The organism is Streptomyces sp. NPDC045695 (genome assembly GCF_056432025.1).
In genome coordinates this window covers 112,819-126,898 of sequence record NZ_JBWKJU010000002.1, presented here as the reverse complement: position 1 = coordinate 126,898, position 14,080 = coordinate 112,819, and the positions used below count along the sequence as shown (strand labels likewise).

The 14,080-nt window shown below is 69.8% G+C and carries 13 protein-coding genes; all 13 read left to right on the top strand.

Going from position 1 to position 14,080, the window contains the following annotated elements:
• Positions 1 to 51 precede the first annotated feature (51 nt).
• The 13 genes from AC07DU_RS03715 (at position 52) to AC07DU_RS03655 (ending at position 14,062) form a co-directional block, all read left to right on the top strand.
• Complete coding sequence (locus tag AC07DU_RS03715; RefSeq protein WP_453287079.1) at positions 52 to 978, top strand: ABC transporter permease; 927 nt, start codon at positions 52 to 54, stop codon at positions 976 to 978.
• A gap of 24 nt (positions 979 to 1,002) precedes the next feature.
• Positions 1,003 to 1,926 carry an ABC transporter permease gene (locus tag AC07DU_RS03710; protein WP_366866505.1) on the top strand — a complete coding sequence of 308 codons (924 nt, stop codon included), beginning with the start codon at positions 1,003 to 1,005 and terminating at the stop codon, positions 1,924 to 1,926.
• Positions 1,927 to 1,977: 51 nt separating this feature from the next.
• The gene (locus AC07DU_RS03705) at positions 1,978 to 3,027 is read left to right on the top strand and encodes an ABC transporter ATP-binding protein (RefSeq protein ID WP_360900745.1); all 1,050 of its coding nucleotides are present in this window, start codon (positions 1,978 to 1,980) and stop codon (positions 3,025 to 3,027) included.
• A complete protein-coding gene (locus AC07DU_RS03700; protein WP_366866503.1) occupies positions 3,020 to 4,072 on the top strand; it encodes an ABC transporter ATP-binding protein in 1,053 nt (350 codons plus the stop codon). Before AC07DU_RS03705 ends, AC07DU_RS03700 begins: the two co-directional genes overlap by 8 nt.
• 213 nt (positions 4,073 to 4,285) lie before the next feature.
• Positions 4,286 to 5,917 (top strand): peptide ABC transporter substrate-binding protein, encoded by a 1,632-nt coding sequence (locus tag AC07DU_RS03695; protein ID WP_479109447.1) that lies wholly within the window; start codon positions 4,286 to 4,288, stop codon positions 5,915 to 5,917.
• A 31-nt stretch (positions 5,918 to 5,948) separates the two neighbouring features.
• A complete protein-coding gene (locus AC07DU_RS03690) occupies positions 5,949 to 6,872 on the top strand; it encodes an ABC transporter permease (protein ID WP_360900736.1) in 924 nt (307 codons plus the stop codon).
• Positions 6,865 to 7,896 carry an ABC transporter permease gene (locus AC07DU_RS03685; RefSeq protein WP_361944774.1) on the top strand — a complete coding sequence of 344 codons (1,032 nt, stop codon included), beginning with the start codon at positions 6,865 to 6,867 and terminating at the stop codon, positions 7,894 to 7,896. The genes AC07DU_RS03690 and AC07DU_RS03685 overlap by 8 nt, the downstream gene beginning before the upstream one ends.
• A gap of 12 nt (positions 7,897 to 7,908) precedes the next feature.
• Positions 7,909 to 8,892 (top strand): ABC transporter ATP-binding protein, encoded by a 984-nt coding sequence (locus AC07DU_RS03680; RefSeq protein WP_453373463.1) that lies wholly within the window; start codon positions 7,909 to 7,911, stop codon positions 8,890 to 8,892.
• Positions 8,885 to 9,940, top strand: a complete 1,056-nt coding sequence (locus AC07DU_RS03675; protein ID WP_360900727.1) for an ABC transporter ATP-binding protein — start codon at positions 8,885 to 8,887, stop codon at positions 9,938 to 9,940. Before AC07DU_RS03680 ends, AC07DU_RS03675 begins: the two co-directional genes overlap by 8 nt.
• 354 nt (positions 9,941 to 10,294) lie before the next feature.
• Positions 10,295 to 10,489, top strand: a complete 195-nt coding sequence (locus AC07DU_RS03670) for a hypothetical protein (protein ID WP_360900724.1) — start codon at positions 10,295 to 10,297, stop codon at positions 10,487 to 10,489.
• Positions 10,490 to 10,550: 61 nt separating this feature from the next.
• Complete coding sequence (mshB, locus tag AC07DU_RS03665) at positions 10,551 to 11,447, top strand: N-acetyl-1-D-myo-inositol-2-amino-2-deoxy-alpha-D-glucopyranoside deacetylase (RefSeq protein ID WP_479109445.1); 897 nt, start codon at positions 10,551 to 10,553, stop codon at positions 11,445 to 11,447.
• On the top strand, positions 11,444 to 11,827 hold the full coding sequence (locus AC07DU_RS03660) for a DUF6113 family protein (protein ID WP_479109443.1): 384 nt from the start codon (positions 11,444 to 11,446) through the stop codon (positions 11,825 to 11,827). Before mshB ends, AC07DU_RS03660 begins: the two co-directional genes overlap by 4 nt.
• A gap of 204 nt (positions 11,828 to 12,031) precedes the next feature.
• Complete coding sequence (locus AC07DU_RS03655) at positions 12,032 to 14,062, top strand: peptidoglycan binding domain-containing protein (RefSeq protein ID WP_479109441.1); 2,031 nt, start codon at positions 12,032 to 12,034, stop codon at positions 14,060 to 14,062.
• Positions 14,063 to 14,080 lie beyond the last annotated feature (18 nt).

Below are 14,080 nucleotides of genomic sequence, written 5' to 3'. Positions count from 1 at the left end.
CTTGGGCTGGAGGCCGCTGCTCCCAGAAGTGGCCAGGTAGAGAGGCAAAACATGGGAAGGTACGTCGCCCGTCGCCTCGGGCAGATGGTCATTGTCCTCATAGGCGCGACCATGGTTCTGTTCGCGTGTCTGTTCGTACTCCCCGGCGATCCCGTGGGTTCGATCGCGGGCAGCGACAAGGCACGTGACCCCGCAGTGGTCGCGGAACTCAAGGCGCGTTACGGGCTCGACAAGTCGTTGCCCGAGCAGTACGTGAACTACGTCGCGAAGGTCGCCACCGGCGACCTCGGTGAGGACTTCGTGCAGCGCCGCGAGGTGTCCGAGATCCTCGCCCCCAAGCTTCAGAACACGGCGAAGCTGGCCCTGCTGGCCATCGTCCTCGTCACGGTGTTCGGCATGGGCGTGGGCATCATCGCCGCGCTCTACAGATACAGCATTCTCGACATGGTCACGACATTTTTTACGACCATGGCCGTGGGCTTCCCGACCTTCGTGATCGGCATGCTGCTCATGAAGTACTTCGCCGTGGAACTCCAGTGGTTCCCGCAGCTCGGCGGAGACAAGCTCGAGGGCATGGTCCTTCCGGCGATCACCCTCGCCATCACCGACGTCGCCTTCGTCGCCCGCCTCACCCGCGGCACGATGCTGGAGGTGCTGCGCGCGGACTACGTGAAGACGGCCGTGGCCAAGGGACTTCCGCGCCGCCGCGTGCTGTTCAAGCACGTGCTGCGCAACTCGTCCATTCCCGTGGTCACCTACCTGGGCATTTCGTTCGGCGCGCTTCTCGGTGGTGCCCTCATCACCGAGGCGATCTTCAACTGGGACGGTGTCGGTCTGGCACTGGTTCAGGCGATTCAGCAGCAGAACAACCCGATCGTGATCGGTGTCGTGACCTACAGCGTCGCGATCTTCGTCGTCCTCAGCCTCATCGTGGACCTGCTGTACGCGGCCCTCGACCCGCGTATCCGCCTCAGCTGACCGCCCCCCAAGGAGGATTTCCTCATGTCTGAGCTCGCAACGAGCCCGGCGATCGGGGACGAGAACCCCGTGTCGCCCGCTTCGGCCCCCGCCGAACCCGCACCCAAGCAACTGAGCCAGTGGGGCGAGATCCGCCACCGCTACGTCCAGAACAAGCTGGCCGTGGTCGGTCTCGTGATCATCACCCTGCTGTTCCTGACCGCTGCGTTCGGCGACATGTTCGCCCCGTTCGACCCGGCGGCACAGGACCTGGAGAACACGCTCGCCTCTCCCAACGGCACGCACTGGATGGGTACCGACGCCCTGGGCCGCGACATGTTCTCGCGCCTCATAGCCGGCACCCGCGTCGCCATGTTCGTCGGCCTCGCCTCGATCTTCTTCGCGGTGCTGATCGGTGTCGCCCTCGGCGCCATCGCCGGTTACTTCGCCGGCTTCGCCGACACCCTCGTCATGCGCATCGCGGACGTCTTCCTCGCGTTCCCGCTGATGATCGGCGCCGTCGTCATCATCCTGGTCACCGGCCGCGGCATCACCCCGGTGATCATCTCGCTGGCGATCTTCTCCTGGGCGACCGTGTCCAGGCTCCTGCGCAGCTCGATCCTGTCGGTGCGCGAGATGGACTACGTCCATGCGGCCAAGGCGCTCGGCGCCGGCGGCTGGCGGATCGTCCGTACCCACATCCTGCCCAACTCGCTGACCGCCGTGCTGGTCTACGCGACCTTCAACGTCGGCACCACGATCATCGGTGTGGCGGCGCTGTCCTTCCTCGGCGCCGGCGTTCCCGTCGACGTCCCGGAGTGGGGCAACATGCTGGCGGCCGGGCAGGCCTTCATCGGCGTCAATGACTACCTGTGGGTGTACCCCAGCCTGTTCGTCGTCGTCACCGTGCTCGGCTTCGCCTTCGTCGGCGACGGCCTGCGTGACGCGCTCGACCCGAAGCTCCGGTAGGGCCGCCCGATGCCCCGAGACAACATCAGCAAGCAGGACGAAGGTGGCGGCGTGACCACGTCGGAGATTCTCAGCGTTGCGGAGACGGGTGGCCGGTCCACCGCGCCGCTGCTGGAGGTGGACAACCTCCAGGTCGAGTTCAAGACCCGTGACGGGGTCGCCAAGGCCGTCAACGGCGTGAGCTACAGCGTCAACTCAGGCGAGACGCTCGCCGTGCTCGGCGAGTCCGGCTCCGGCAAGTCCGTCACCGCTCAGGCGATCATGGGCATCCTCGACAGCCCGCCCGGACGGATCGCCGGCGGCGAGGTGCGCTTCCACGGCAAGGACATCCTCAAGATGTCCGACGAGGAGCGCCGCAAGCTCCGCGGCAACAAGATGGCGATGATCTTCCAGGACGCGCTGTCCTCCCTGAACCCGGTCTACTCGGTGGGCGACCAGCTCGGCGAGATGTTCCGGGTCCACCGGGGCATGTCCAAGAAGGACTCGAAGGTCAAGGCCATCGAGCTCATGGACCGCGTGAAGATCCCCGCCGCCAAGGCGCGCGTGGGTGACTACCCGCACCAGTTCTCCGGCGGTATGCGCCAGCGCATCATGATCGCCATGGCGCTGGCCCTGGAGCCCGACCTGATCATCGCCGACGAGCCCACCACGGCTCTCGACGTGACGGTCCAGGCCCAGGTCATGGACCTCCTCGCGGAGCTCCAGCGCGAGATGAACATGGGCCTGATCCTGATCACCCACGACCTCGGCGTCGTCGCCGACGTCGCGGACAAGATCGCGGTCATGTACGCGGGCCGCATCGTCGAGACCGCCCCGGTCCACGAGATCTACAAGCGCCCGTCCCACCCGTACACCCGCGGCCTGCTCGACTCGATCCCGCGCCTGGACCAGAAGGGCCAGGAGCTCTACGCGATCAAGGGCCTGCCGCCCAACCTGCTCCGCATCCCCGCGGGCTGCGCCTTCAGCCCGCGCTGCCCCAAGGCGCAGGACATCTGCCGTACGGAGATCCCGGTCTTGCACCCGGTCACCGAGCAGGACGGCACCGAACTGCCCGGCCGCGGCAGCGCGTGCCACTTCTGGAAGGATCAGATCCATGGCTGAGCTCACCAAGAACGCCTCCGGGCGCGAGCCGATCCTCCAGGTCCGCAACCTGGTCAAGCACTTCCCACTGACCCAGGGCATCCTGTTCAAGAAGCAGGTCGGCGCCGTCAAGGCGGTCGACGGCATCTCCTTCGACCTGTACCAGGGCGAGACCCTCGGCATCGTCGGCGAGTCCGGCTGTGGCAAGTCCACGGTCGCCAAGCTCCTGATGAACCTGGAGCGGGCCACCGCGGGTGAGGTGCTCTACAAGGGCGAGGACATCAGCCGGCTGTCCGGCAAGGCCCTCAAGGCCGTCCGCCGCAACATCCAGATGGTGTTCCAGGACCCGTACACCTCGCTGAACCCGCGCATGACGGTCGGCGACATCATCGCCGAGCCGTACGAGATCCACCCCGAGGTGGCTCCCAAGGGCGACCGGCGCCGCAAGGTCCAGGAGCTCCTGGACGTCGTTGGCCTGAACCCGGAGTACATCAACCGCTACCCGCACCAGTTCTCCGGCGGCCAGCGCCAGCGCATCGGCATCGCCCGCGGCCTCGCGCTCCAGCCCGAGATCATCATCTGCGACGAGCCGGTCTCCGCGCTCGACGTGTCGGTGCAGGCGCAGGTCATCAACCTGATGGAGAAGCTCCAGGACGAGTTCAACCTCTCCTACCTCTTCATCGCGCACGACCTGTCGATCGTCCGGCACATCTCGGACCGCGTGGGCGTCATGTACCTGGGCAAGATGGCCGAGATCGGCACGGACGCCCAGATCTACGAGCACCCGACGCACCCGTACACGCAGGCGCTGCTGTCGGCCGTCCCGGTCCCCGACCCGGAGGCCCGCGAGGGCCGCGAGCGGATCATCCTCACCGGTGACGTCCCGTCCCCGGCCAACCCGCCGTCGGGCTGCCGCTTCCGCACCCGCTGCTGGAAGGCGCAGGACAAGTGCTCCACCGAGGAGCCGCTGCTGGCGATCCCGGAGCGCTTCAAGGGCCAGGACACCCCGGCCGCGCACGACTCGGCGTGCCACTTCGCGGAGGAGAAGGCCATCCTGGCCGTCTGACCCGCGAACCGCACGTTCCCACGGCCGGTCCCCGGCGCCCCACGGCGCCGGGGACCGGCCGTCGGCGTTCGGCGTCCCCCGGGAGCCGGCCGTGCACTCGCAGGGGTGACAGGGGAGTGACGCGGGGGTGCAATCGGTCCAACGAGGAGTGCACGTGACCCCACATAGGGTGACATTGACCCCACGTGAGTCTTGGGATCAAGGAGGCACTCCATGCGCGGAGCCACCCACGCCAAGTGGGCCGCATGTGCGGTGGCCGTCGCCCTCGCGGCGACGGCCTGCGGCGGCGGCGACAACGACGGAGGCGGGGGCGGCGGCGCCGGAATCGTCAGCTCCTCGTGGGGTGACCCGCAGAACCCGATCGAACCGGCGAACACCAACGAGGTGCAGGGCGGCAAGGTCCTCGACATGCTCTTCCGGGGACTCAAGCGCTACGACCCGAAGACCGGCGAGGCCAGGAACATGCTCGCCGAGAAGATCGAGACGACCGACAGCCAGAACTTCACGATCACCCTGAAGGACGGCTGGAAGTTCAGCAACGACGAGCCGGTCACCGCGCAGTCCTTCGTGGACGCCTGGAACTACGGGGCGGACGTCCGCAACAAGCAGAACAACGCGCCGTTCTTCGCCGACATCGTGGGCTACGCCGACGTCCACCCGGAGTCCGGCGAGCCCAAGGCCAAGGCCATGTCCGGGCTGGTCGTCAAGGACGCCAAGACCTTCACGGTCGCCCTCAAGGACAAGTTCTCCACCTGGCCCGAGACCCTCGGCTACCAGGCCTTCTCCCCGCTGCCCAAGGCCTTCTTCACCGACCACACCGGCTGGCTGAACAAACCCGTCGGCAACGGCCCGTACCTGGTGGACTCGTACACCAAGGGCACCGGCATGAAGCTGCGCAAGTGGGACGGGTACGCGGGCGAGGACAAGGCGCAGAACGGCGGCGTCGACCTCAAGGTCTACACCGACAACAACACCGCCTACACCGACCTGATCTCCGGCAACCTCGACCTCGTCGACGACGTCCCGGCGCAGCAGCTGAAGAACGTCAAGAACGACCTCGGCGACCGGTACATCAACCAGCCGGCCCTCATCATCCAGACCCTCACCTTCCCGCTGTACGACGCCCAGTGGGGCAAGCCGGGCCTGGAGAAGGTGCGCCGGGGCATCTCGCGGGCCATCAACCGCGACGAGATCACCAAGCAGATCTTCCGCGAGACCCGCACCCCGGCCAAGGACTGGACCTCACCGGCCCTCGGCGAGAAGGGCGGCTTCTCCGCGACGGCCTGCGGCGACGCCTGCGCCTACGACCCGGCCGAGGCCAAGAAGCTCATCCAGGAGGGCGGCGGACTGCCCGGCGGCAAGGTCACGCTGACCTCGAACGTCGACACCGGCTCGCACCGTGACTGGATGGACGCCGTCTGCAACAGCATCAACAACGCCCTGGGCGAGGGCCCGGTCTGCACGGTCAACCCGGTGGGCACCTTCGCCGACTTCCGGAACCAGCAGAGCAGCTTCAAGCTGACCGGCCCGTTCCGCTCCGGCTGGCAGGCCGACTACCCGCTGATCCAGAACTTCCTGGAGCCGCTCTACTCCACCGGTGCCTCCTCCAACTACGGGAAGTTCAGCGACAAGGAGTTCGACGCGCTCGTCGACGAGGCGAACCGGGAGAGCGACGCGGCCAAGGCGACCGCGAAGTTCCAGGACGCCGAGAAGATCCTCGCCGAGCAGATGCCGTCCATCCCGCTCTGGTACCAGAACGGCAGCGCCGGCTACTCCGAGCGGCTCTCGGACGTGAGCCTCAACCAGTTCAGCGTCCCGGTCTACGACCAGATCAAGGTCGGCTGACCCCTCACCCGGATCGATCCTGGAGCAGTCCATGGGACGTTATGTGATCCGGCGGCTGCTCCAGATGATCCCGGTGTTCATCGGCAGCACGTTCCTGATCTTCTTCATGGTGTACGCGCTCGGCGACCCGGTCGCGGCCCTCTTCGGAGACAAGGCCCCCGACGCCGCCACCGCCGCGCGGATCCGCAAGGACCTCTACCTCGACCGGCCCCTGTGGGAGCAGTACCTCCACTACATGGGCCAGATCTTCCAGGGCGACTTCGGCACGGCCTTCAACGGACAGAAGGTCACCTCCCTCATGTCCACGGCCTTCCCCGTCACCCTGCGCCTGACCATCGTCGCGATCGTCATCGAGATCCTCGTCGGCATCACCCTCGGCGTGGTCAGCGGACTGCGCCGCGGCAAGGCCGTCGACACCACCCTGCTGGTGCTCACGCTCGTGGTCATCTCCGTGCCCACCTTCGTGACCGGGTACCTGCTGCAGTTCGTCCTGGGCGTGAAATGGGGCTGGGTCCGGCCCACCGTCTCCCCGGACGCCCCCTTCAGCGAGCTGATCCTGCCCGGCATCGTGCTCGCGCTGGTCTCCCTGGCGTACGTCACCCGGCTGTCGCGCACCTCCATCGCCGAGAACGTGAAGGCCGACTACGTGCGCACCGCCGTCGCCAAGGGCCTGCCGCGCCACCGGGTCATCACCCGCCACCTGCTGCGCAACTCCCTGATCCCCGTGGTCACCTTCATCGGCACCGACATCGGCGCCCTCATGGGCGGCGCCATCGTCACCGAGCGGATCTTCAACATCCACGGTGTCGGCTACCAGCTCTACCAGGGCATCCTGCGCAACAACTCGCCCACCGTGGTCGGCTTCGTGACCATCCTCGTCATCGTCTTCCTGCTGGCGAACCTGCTCGTCGACCTGCTCTACGCGGTCCTGGACCCGAGGATCCGTTATGCCTGAGCCCGAACGCCCCGAGGGTTACGACCCCGTCGGGCCCCGTCCGCACGAGGCGATGTCCCCCACCGGTCAAGGCGGAGCGATGGATCTGGCCCTGGAAGAGGCCGAGAGCCTGGAACAGGGCCCCGGGCCCCGGGGGGCGGCCGGCCCCGGGGAGCCTGCGCCGGCCGCCTCCGGCGGACGGGCCCGCTCGCTGTGGTCCGACGCCTGGCACCAGCTGCGCCGCAACCCCGTCTTCATCCTCTCCTCGCTGCTGATCCTCTTCCTGGTGCTCATCGCGATCTGGCCCCAGCTCATCGCCGACGGCGACCCGCTCCGGTGCGACCTGTCCAAGTCGCAGCAGGGCTCCGCCTCCGGACACCCCTTCGGCTACGACACGCAGGGCTGCGACGTCTACACCCGCACCGTCCACGGCGCCCGCGCCTCCATCACCGTCGGCGTCTGCGCCACCCTCGGCGCGGCCCTGCTCGGCTCCGTGCTCGGCGGGCTCGCCGGCTTCTTCGGCCGCTGGAGCGACGCCCTGCTCTCCCGGGTCGCCGACATCTTCTTCGGCATCCCGGTGGTCCTCGGCGGCCTCGTGTTCCTGTCCGTGGTCACCAGCACCACCGTCTGGCCGGTGGTCGGCTTCATCATCCTGCTCGGCTGGCCGCAGATCGCGCGCATCGCCCGCGGCTCGGTGATCACCGCCAAGCAGAACGACTACGTCCAGGCCGCCCGCGCCCTGGGCGCCGGCAACGGCCGGATGCTGCTGCGGCACGTGGCGCCCAACGCCATCGCCCCCGTCATCGTCGTCGCCACGATCGCGCTCGGCACGTACATCGCCCTGGAGGCCACCTTGTCCTTCCTCGGCGTCGGCCTGCGCCCGCCCACCGTCTCCTGGGGCATCGACATCTCCAACGCGGCCTCGCAGATCCGCAACGCCCCGCACATGCTGCTCTACCCGGCGGGCGCGCTGAGCCTGACCGTGCTCGCCTTCATCATGCTCGGCGACGCGGTGCGCGACGCCCTCGACCCCAAGCTGCGCTGAGGAGCCCCGCACATGCTGCTCGAAGTCCGCGACCTGCACGTGGAATTCAAGACGCGCGACGGAGTCGCGAAGGCGGTCAACGGCGTCGACTACGCGGTGGACGAGGGCGAGACGCTCGCCGTGCTCGGCGAGTCCGGCTCCGGCAAGTCGGTCACCGCCCAGGCCGTGATGGGGATCCTGGACATGCCGCCGGGCCGGATCACGGGCGGCGAGATCCTCTTCAAGGGCCGGGACCTGCTGAAGATGAAGGAGGAGGAACGGCGCAAGATCCGCGGCGCCGACATGGCGATGATCTTCCAGGACGCGCTCTCCTCCCTGAACCCGGTCCTCAGCGTGGGGGCGCAGCTCGGCGAGATGTACGAGGTCCACCGCGGGATGTCCCGCAGGGACGCCAAGGTCAAGGCGATCGACCTGATGGACCGGGTGAGGATCCCGGCGGCGAAGCAGCGCGTGGGGGACTACCCGCACCAGTTCTCCGGCGGCATGCGCCAGCGCATCATGATCGCCATGGCGCTGGCCCTGGAGCCCTCGCTGATCATCGCGGACGAGCCGACGACGGCCCTGGACGTCACCGTCCAGGCCCAGGTGATGGACCTGCTGGCCGAGCTCCAGCGCGAGCTGAACATGGGCCTCGTCCTGATCACCCATGACCTGGGGGTGGTCGCGGACGTCGCCGACAAGATCGCCGTCATGTACGCGGGCCGGATCGTCGAGGCGGCCCCCGTCCACGAGATCTACAAGGCGCCCGCGCACCCGTACACCCGCGGTCTGCTGGACTCCATCCCGCGCCTGGACCAGAAGGGCCAGGAGCTGTACGCCATCAAGGGCCTGCCGCCGAACCTGCTGGCCATCCCGCCCGGCTGCGCCTTCAACCCCCGCTGCCCGATGGCGCAGGACGTCTGCCGCACGGACGTCCCGCCGCTCTACGAGGTGACCGAGTCGCCCGTGCCCAGGACCAGCGCCTGCCACTTCTGGAAGGAGTGCCTCCATGGCTGAGTCCCTTCTGGAAGTGAAGGACCTCGTCAAGCACTACCCCCTGACCCAGGGCGTGCTGTTCAAGAAGCAGGTCGGCGCCGTCAAGGCGGTCGACGGGGTCTCCTTCGAGCTGCGCGCCGGCGAGACCCTGGGCATCGTCGGGGAGTCCGGCTGCGGGAAGTCGACCGTGGCCAAGATGCTGGTCCACCTGGAGCGCCCGACGGCCGGTTCGATCGCGTACAAGGGCGAGGACATCACCAAGCTGTCGGGGCGCGCCCTGAAGGCGGTGCGCCGCAACATCCAGATGGTCTTCCAGGACCCGTACACCTCGCTGAACCCGCGGATGACGGTCGGCGACATCATCGGCGAGCCGTACGAGATCCACCCCGAGGTGGCTCCCAAGGGCGACCGGCGCCGCAAGGTCCAGGAGCTGCTGGACGTGGTCGGCCTGAACCCGGAGTACATCAACCGCTACCCGCACCAGTTCTCCGGCGGCCAGCGCCAGCGCATCGGCATCGCCCGGGGCCTCGCGCTCCAGCCCGAGATCATCGTCGCCGACGAGCCGGTCTCCGCGCTGGACGTCTCCGTCCAGGCGCAGGTCATCAACCTGATGGAGAAGCTCCAGGACGAGTTCAACCTGTCCTACGTCTTCATCGCGCACGACCTGTCGATCGTCCGGCACATCTCGGACCGGGTCGGTGTCATGTACCTGGGCCGGGTCGTCGAGATCGGCACGGACGCCCAGATCTACGACCACCCCACCCACCCGTACACCCAGGCCCTGCTGTCGGCCGTCCCGGTGCCCGACCCGCAGGCCCGCGCGTACCGCGAGCGGATCATCCTCACCGGGGACGTGCCGTCCCCGGCCAACCCGCCGTCGGGCTGCCGCTTCCGCACCCGCTGCTGGAAGGCGCAGTCGCGCTGCACGACGGAGGTGCCGCTGCTCGCGGTTCCGGCGGTCTTCCCCTCCGGTCCGGCGGCGCACCCCTCGGCCTGCCACTTCGCGGCGGAGCGGCAGGTGCTCCCGACGACGCCCCCGCCTCCGCCGGGGCCGCTGACGAAGGGATAGCCGAGGACCGATCATTTCCGGCCACCCGTCGTGCCTCCGGCACGGATGCTGCGGCTGCCCCCTCCAACGCCGTTTACACAGGGGCAACTTGACCGTTTCTGCCCCGAGATCTGCGGCATGCAGCCTGGGTCCCGTGCGGCCGTGCGGGTGCCGACAGCCGGCCGGGGAGGCGTACAGCCCCTCCGGCCGGCCTCCCCGTGACCCCACGTGTGCGCGGCATGCGCCCTTCGTGCTGCTGGATTTCGACCGATGCGCTGGTACGGAAAGTTATGATCCGTAGCGCACGGTGGGTATGACTCTGCCGAGCACGAATACGCGTACTGATGTGTCCGCTCGACGTGGAGGTGAAACGCCGTGGCACTCTCGATCTCCGCCGTGGTGCTGCTGGGCGTCATCGTCTTCCTGCTGGTCCGCAAGTCGGGCCTGAAGGCGGGGCATGCCGTGGTCTGTGTGCTCCTCGGCTTCTACCTGGCGAGCTCCACCGTGGCGCCGACCCTCAGTCAGCTCACCAACAACGTGGCGACCATGATCAGCGGCCTCAAGTTCTAGGGCGGTCCGGTCCTGGCCGGGCTCCGGCCCCGCCGGCGGAGCACCCCCTACGCTAGGGCCCATGAACGGTCTTCCCGCCCGTCGTCTGCTCCTCGTGCACGCGCACCCCGACGACGAGTCGATCAACAACGGCGTCACCATGGCCAAGTACGCGGCCGAGGGCGCGCACGTCGCGCTGGTGACCTGCACCCTGGGCGAGGAGGGCGAGATCATCCCGCCCGGGCTCGCCCACCTGGCGGCCGACCGCGAGGACGCGCTCGGCGCCCACCGCATCGGCGAGCTCGCCGCCGCGATGGCCGAACTGGGCGTCCACGACCACCGGTTCCTCGGCGGCCCCGGCCGCTTCCGGGACTCCGGGATGATGGGCGCCCCGCAGAACCACCGCCCGGAGGCCTTCTGGTCGGCCGACGTGGACGAGGCCGCCGCGTTCCTCGTGGAGGTGATCCGGGAGCTGCGCCCGCAGGTGCTCGTCACGTACGACCCCGACGGCGGGTACGGGCACCCCGACCACATCCAGGCCCACCGGGTCGCCATGCGCGGCGCCGAACTGGCCGCGGAGAAGGCCTACCGGCGGGACCTCGGCGAGCCGCACGCGATCGAGAAGATCTACTGGAACCGCGTTCCGCTCTCGGTGGTCGAGGAGGGCTTCGACCGGCTGCGCAGAGCCGTGGGAACGGTCCCCTTCCCGGGGCTCGCCTCACCGAAGGACGTGCCGGGGGTGGTCGACGACGAGCGGATCACCGCCGAGATCGACGCCGACGAGGCCTATGTGGCGGCGAAGACGGCCGCCATGCGGGCCCACGCCACCCAGATCGCCGTGGACGGGCCCTTCTTCGCCCTCTCCAACGACCTGGCGCAGCCGTTGTTCGCCCGCGAGTACTACGAACTGGCCGCGGGCCGGCCCGGCGTGCCGGCGGGAACGCGCGAACACGACCTCTTCGCGGGGGTGGGAGCGTGACGGGCGCGCTGACGGCGGGGCGGATCGCCGCCTGCCTGGGCCTGCTGATCGTGGGCGTACTGACGGGCGCGGCCGGCTGGCTCGTGGTGGACCTGTGGTTCCCCGGCGGCCTGCTGCTCGCGCTGCTGGCCCTGTTCGGGCTGTTCCTCGGCGGGCGCATCGCGCTGGGGACCGGCCTCGGGGTAGGCGGGGCCGCGGTCGGCTGGTTCCTGTCCTACGTGATGCTCGGCGTCCCGCGGCCCGAGGGTGACTTCCTCCTCAGTTCGTCCGGAATCGGCATGTGCGTCTACCTTTTGGGGGGAACGGCTTTCGCTGTGATCTGCGCCACGATGCGCGGCCCGCTGGATCGTCCGGTTTCGGCCGCGGGGCCCGCCAAGTGACGTGGTGTCGGACGTCGTAGGAGTCCGGTACGGGGGCGTGCGCGCGGGCTCGCGGGCCGCTTCAGGGGGGTTTGGCGGGGCCTATGAGGAACCCCTGATTCCAGTCGGTCAGTTGCGTGCGGGCCGCGGCCAGTATGGTGGACCGGCCGCCGAGCTGCCCGCGCACGGTATGACGGGCGGCGGAGCCAACCGGGAGAACCTGCCTTGAGTCGTGAAACCGACAGTTCGTCCTCCGGGCCCAAGGGGCACGGTGGAGCCGCTTACCCCTCGGGGACGCCACCGTATGGAACCGGCCAGTCCCCGGCCACGAGTGTGCCGCCTGGGCACGGCGCGACGACCGCTCCGGAGGAGAACCCTGTGACCTCGAAGCCGTCCACGCCCGAATCCGACGGGCCCAAGACCGAGACCACGCTGACGACCCGGATCCGGATCAACATCCCGGGTTCGCGGCCGATCCCGCCGGTGGTCGTGCGCAAGTCGATGGGCACCAACTCCGGCTCGTCCGGCTCCGCCCCGGCGGACGCCGGAGCGCAGCAGGAGCCGGAGCCGACGCCCGGGCGGAGCGCCGAACCGCCGCTGCCGTCCCGCCCGAAGCCCCAGCCGACCCGGATCGAGGCCGCGCCGGAGCCGGGCCGCGGCCAGGGCCCGGCCGGAGCCGAGGAGACGGCGAGCAACTGGTTCGCCCCGCGCAAGCCGGCCACCGCCGCGCCCGCGCCCGCCCCGGCGCCCGCCCCCGCTCCGGCCCCGGCCCCCGCCCCGGGCCAGCCGCCGCTCGGACAGCGGCCCGCACCCGCCCCCGGGCAGGCGCCGCTCGGACAGCGGCCCGCACCCGCCCCGGCTCCCGGCCCCACGCCGCCCCCGCGCGTCCAGGCCCCGCAGCCGCCGGACGCGGCCTACGCGCCGCCGCGCACCCCGCCGCCGCCCGTCGCGGACTACGGGCAGGGCTTCGCCCCGGCCCCCACGGGCCCGCTGCCCGGCGGCCCGGGCGTCGGCTCGACCCAGGGATTCCCCGCGTACGGGAACGGCCAGGGCGACGCCGGACCCAGCACCGAGGCCTTCCCGGTCTACGGCAGCCAGGCCGACGGCGGCCCGGCCGGACCCACCGGCTTCGCCACCGGCCCGGCAGGCGGCCCCGGTTCCCCCGTCGGGGAGGCGCCGCGCTGGCCCGGCCCCGAGCTGGACCCGGCGGCGCCCCCCGCCCCGGCCGGCCCGCGCCCCGTGCCCCCGGCCCAGCCGAAGGCCGACGGCAAGCCCGCCAAGCCCGCGAAGACGGCCAAGCCCGCCAAGCCCGCCAAGAAGGGCCGCTCCAAGCTGGTCCTGCTCGGCGGCGGCGTCGTGGCGCTCCTCGGCGTGGCCTACGGCGCCGGGCTGCTCCTGAACCACTCCGACGTCCCCAAGGGCACCACCGTCCTCGGCGTCGACATCAGCGGCAGCCGCGACGAGGCCGTCTCCAAGCTCCAGACGGCCTTCGGCACCCGCGCCGGCGCCCCGATCCAGCTCAGCGTCGGCGGCAAGCAGGTCGAGCTGAAGCCCGAGAAGGCCGGCCTGACCCTGGACAGCCAGACCACCGTCCGCAACGCGGCCGGCAGTGACTACAACCCCGTCACGGTCATCGGCTCGCTCCTGGGCAACGAGCGCGTCGCCGACCCCGTGATCCCGGTCGACGAGGAGAAGCTCCAGGTCGCGCTCCAGGAGCTCGCGGGCGCCTCCGGCTCGGTCACCGAGGGCACGATCAAGTTCGACACCGGCAAGCCCGTGGCCGTACCCGGCGCGCCCGGCACCGCCCTCGACGTGGACGCCTCCCTGGAGAAGGTCGAGAAGGCCTTCCGCGACCAGGTCGCCACCGGCCAGGCCGCCGTGGTCGACCTGCCGGTCACCACCAAGGCGCCGACCATCGACCAGGCCGAACTCGACCGGGCCATGAAGGAGTTCGCGGAGCCCGCGATGTCCGCCAACGCCACGGTCAAGGTGGGCACCAAGTCCGTCCCGTTCGGCAGCAAGTCCCTGCCGAAGTTCCTCAGCATGCAGGCCGTGGACGGCCACCTCACGGAGAAGTACGACCTGGAGGCGCTGAAGGCGGTCTACGGGAACACCTTCGACGGAATCCTGATCACCCGAGGCACCGGTGCCAAGACGCCGGTCACCCCGCAGGACATCGCCGGAGCCCTCACCAAGGCGCTGCGCGGCAAGACCACGGCCGAACGGACCGTGGTCGTCGACACCAACGCCGGCTAGCCGCCGCTCGCACCCCCG

Bases quoted from the DNA above. Each gene is read 5' to 3' on its own strand.
- AC07DU_RS03675 (WP_360900727.1), top strand. From the start codon at position 8,885: ATGGCTGAGTCCCTTCTGGAAGTGAAGGACCTCGTCAAGCACTACCCC.
- AC07DU_RS03710 (WP_366866505.1), top strand. From the start codon at position 1,003: ATGTCTGAGCTCGCAACGAGCCCGGCGATCGGGGACGAGAACCCCGTG.
- AC07DU_RS03680 (WP_453373463.1), top strand. From the start codon at position 7,909: ATGCTGCTCGAAGTCCGCGACCTGCACGTGGAATTCAAGACGCGCGAC.
- AC07DU_RS03685 (WP_361944774.1), top strand. From the start codon at position 6,865: ATGCCTGAGCCCGAACGCCCCGAGGGTTACGACCCCGTCGGGCCCCGT.
- mshB (WP_479109445.1), top strand. From the start codon at position 10,551: ATGAACGGTCTTCCCGCCCGTCGTCTGCTCCTCGTGCACGCGCACCCC.
- AC07DU_RS03715 (WP_453287079.1), top strand. From the start codon at position 52: ATGGGAAGGTACGTCGCCCGTCGCCTCGGGCAGATGGTCATTGTCCTC.
- AC07DU_RS03700 (WP_366866503.1), top strand. From the start codon at position 3,020: ATGGCTGAGCTCACCAAGAACGCCTCCGGGCGCGAGCCGATCCTCCAG.
- AC07DU_RS03690 (WP_360900736.1), top strand. From the start codon at position 5,949: ATGGGACGTTATGTGATCCGGCGGCTGCTCCAGATGATCCCGGTGTTC.
- AC07DU_RS03695 (WP_479109447.1), top strand. From the start codon at position 4,286: ATGCGCGGAGCCACCCACGCCAAGTGGGCCGCATGTGCGGTGGCCGTC.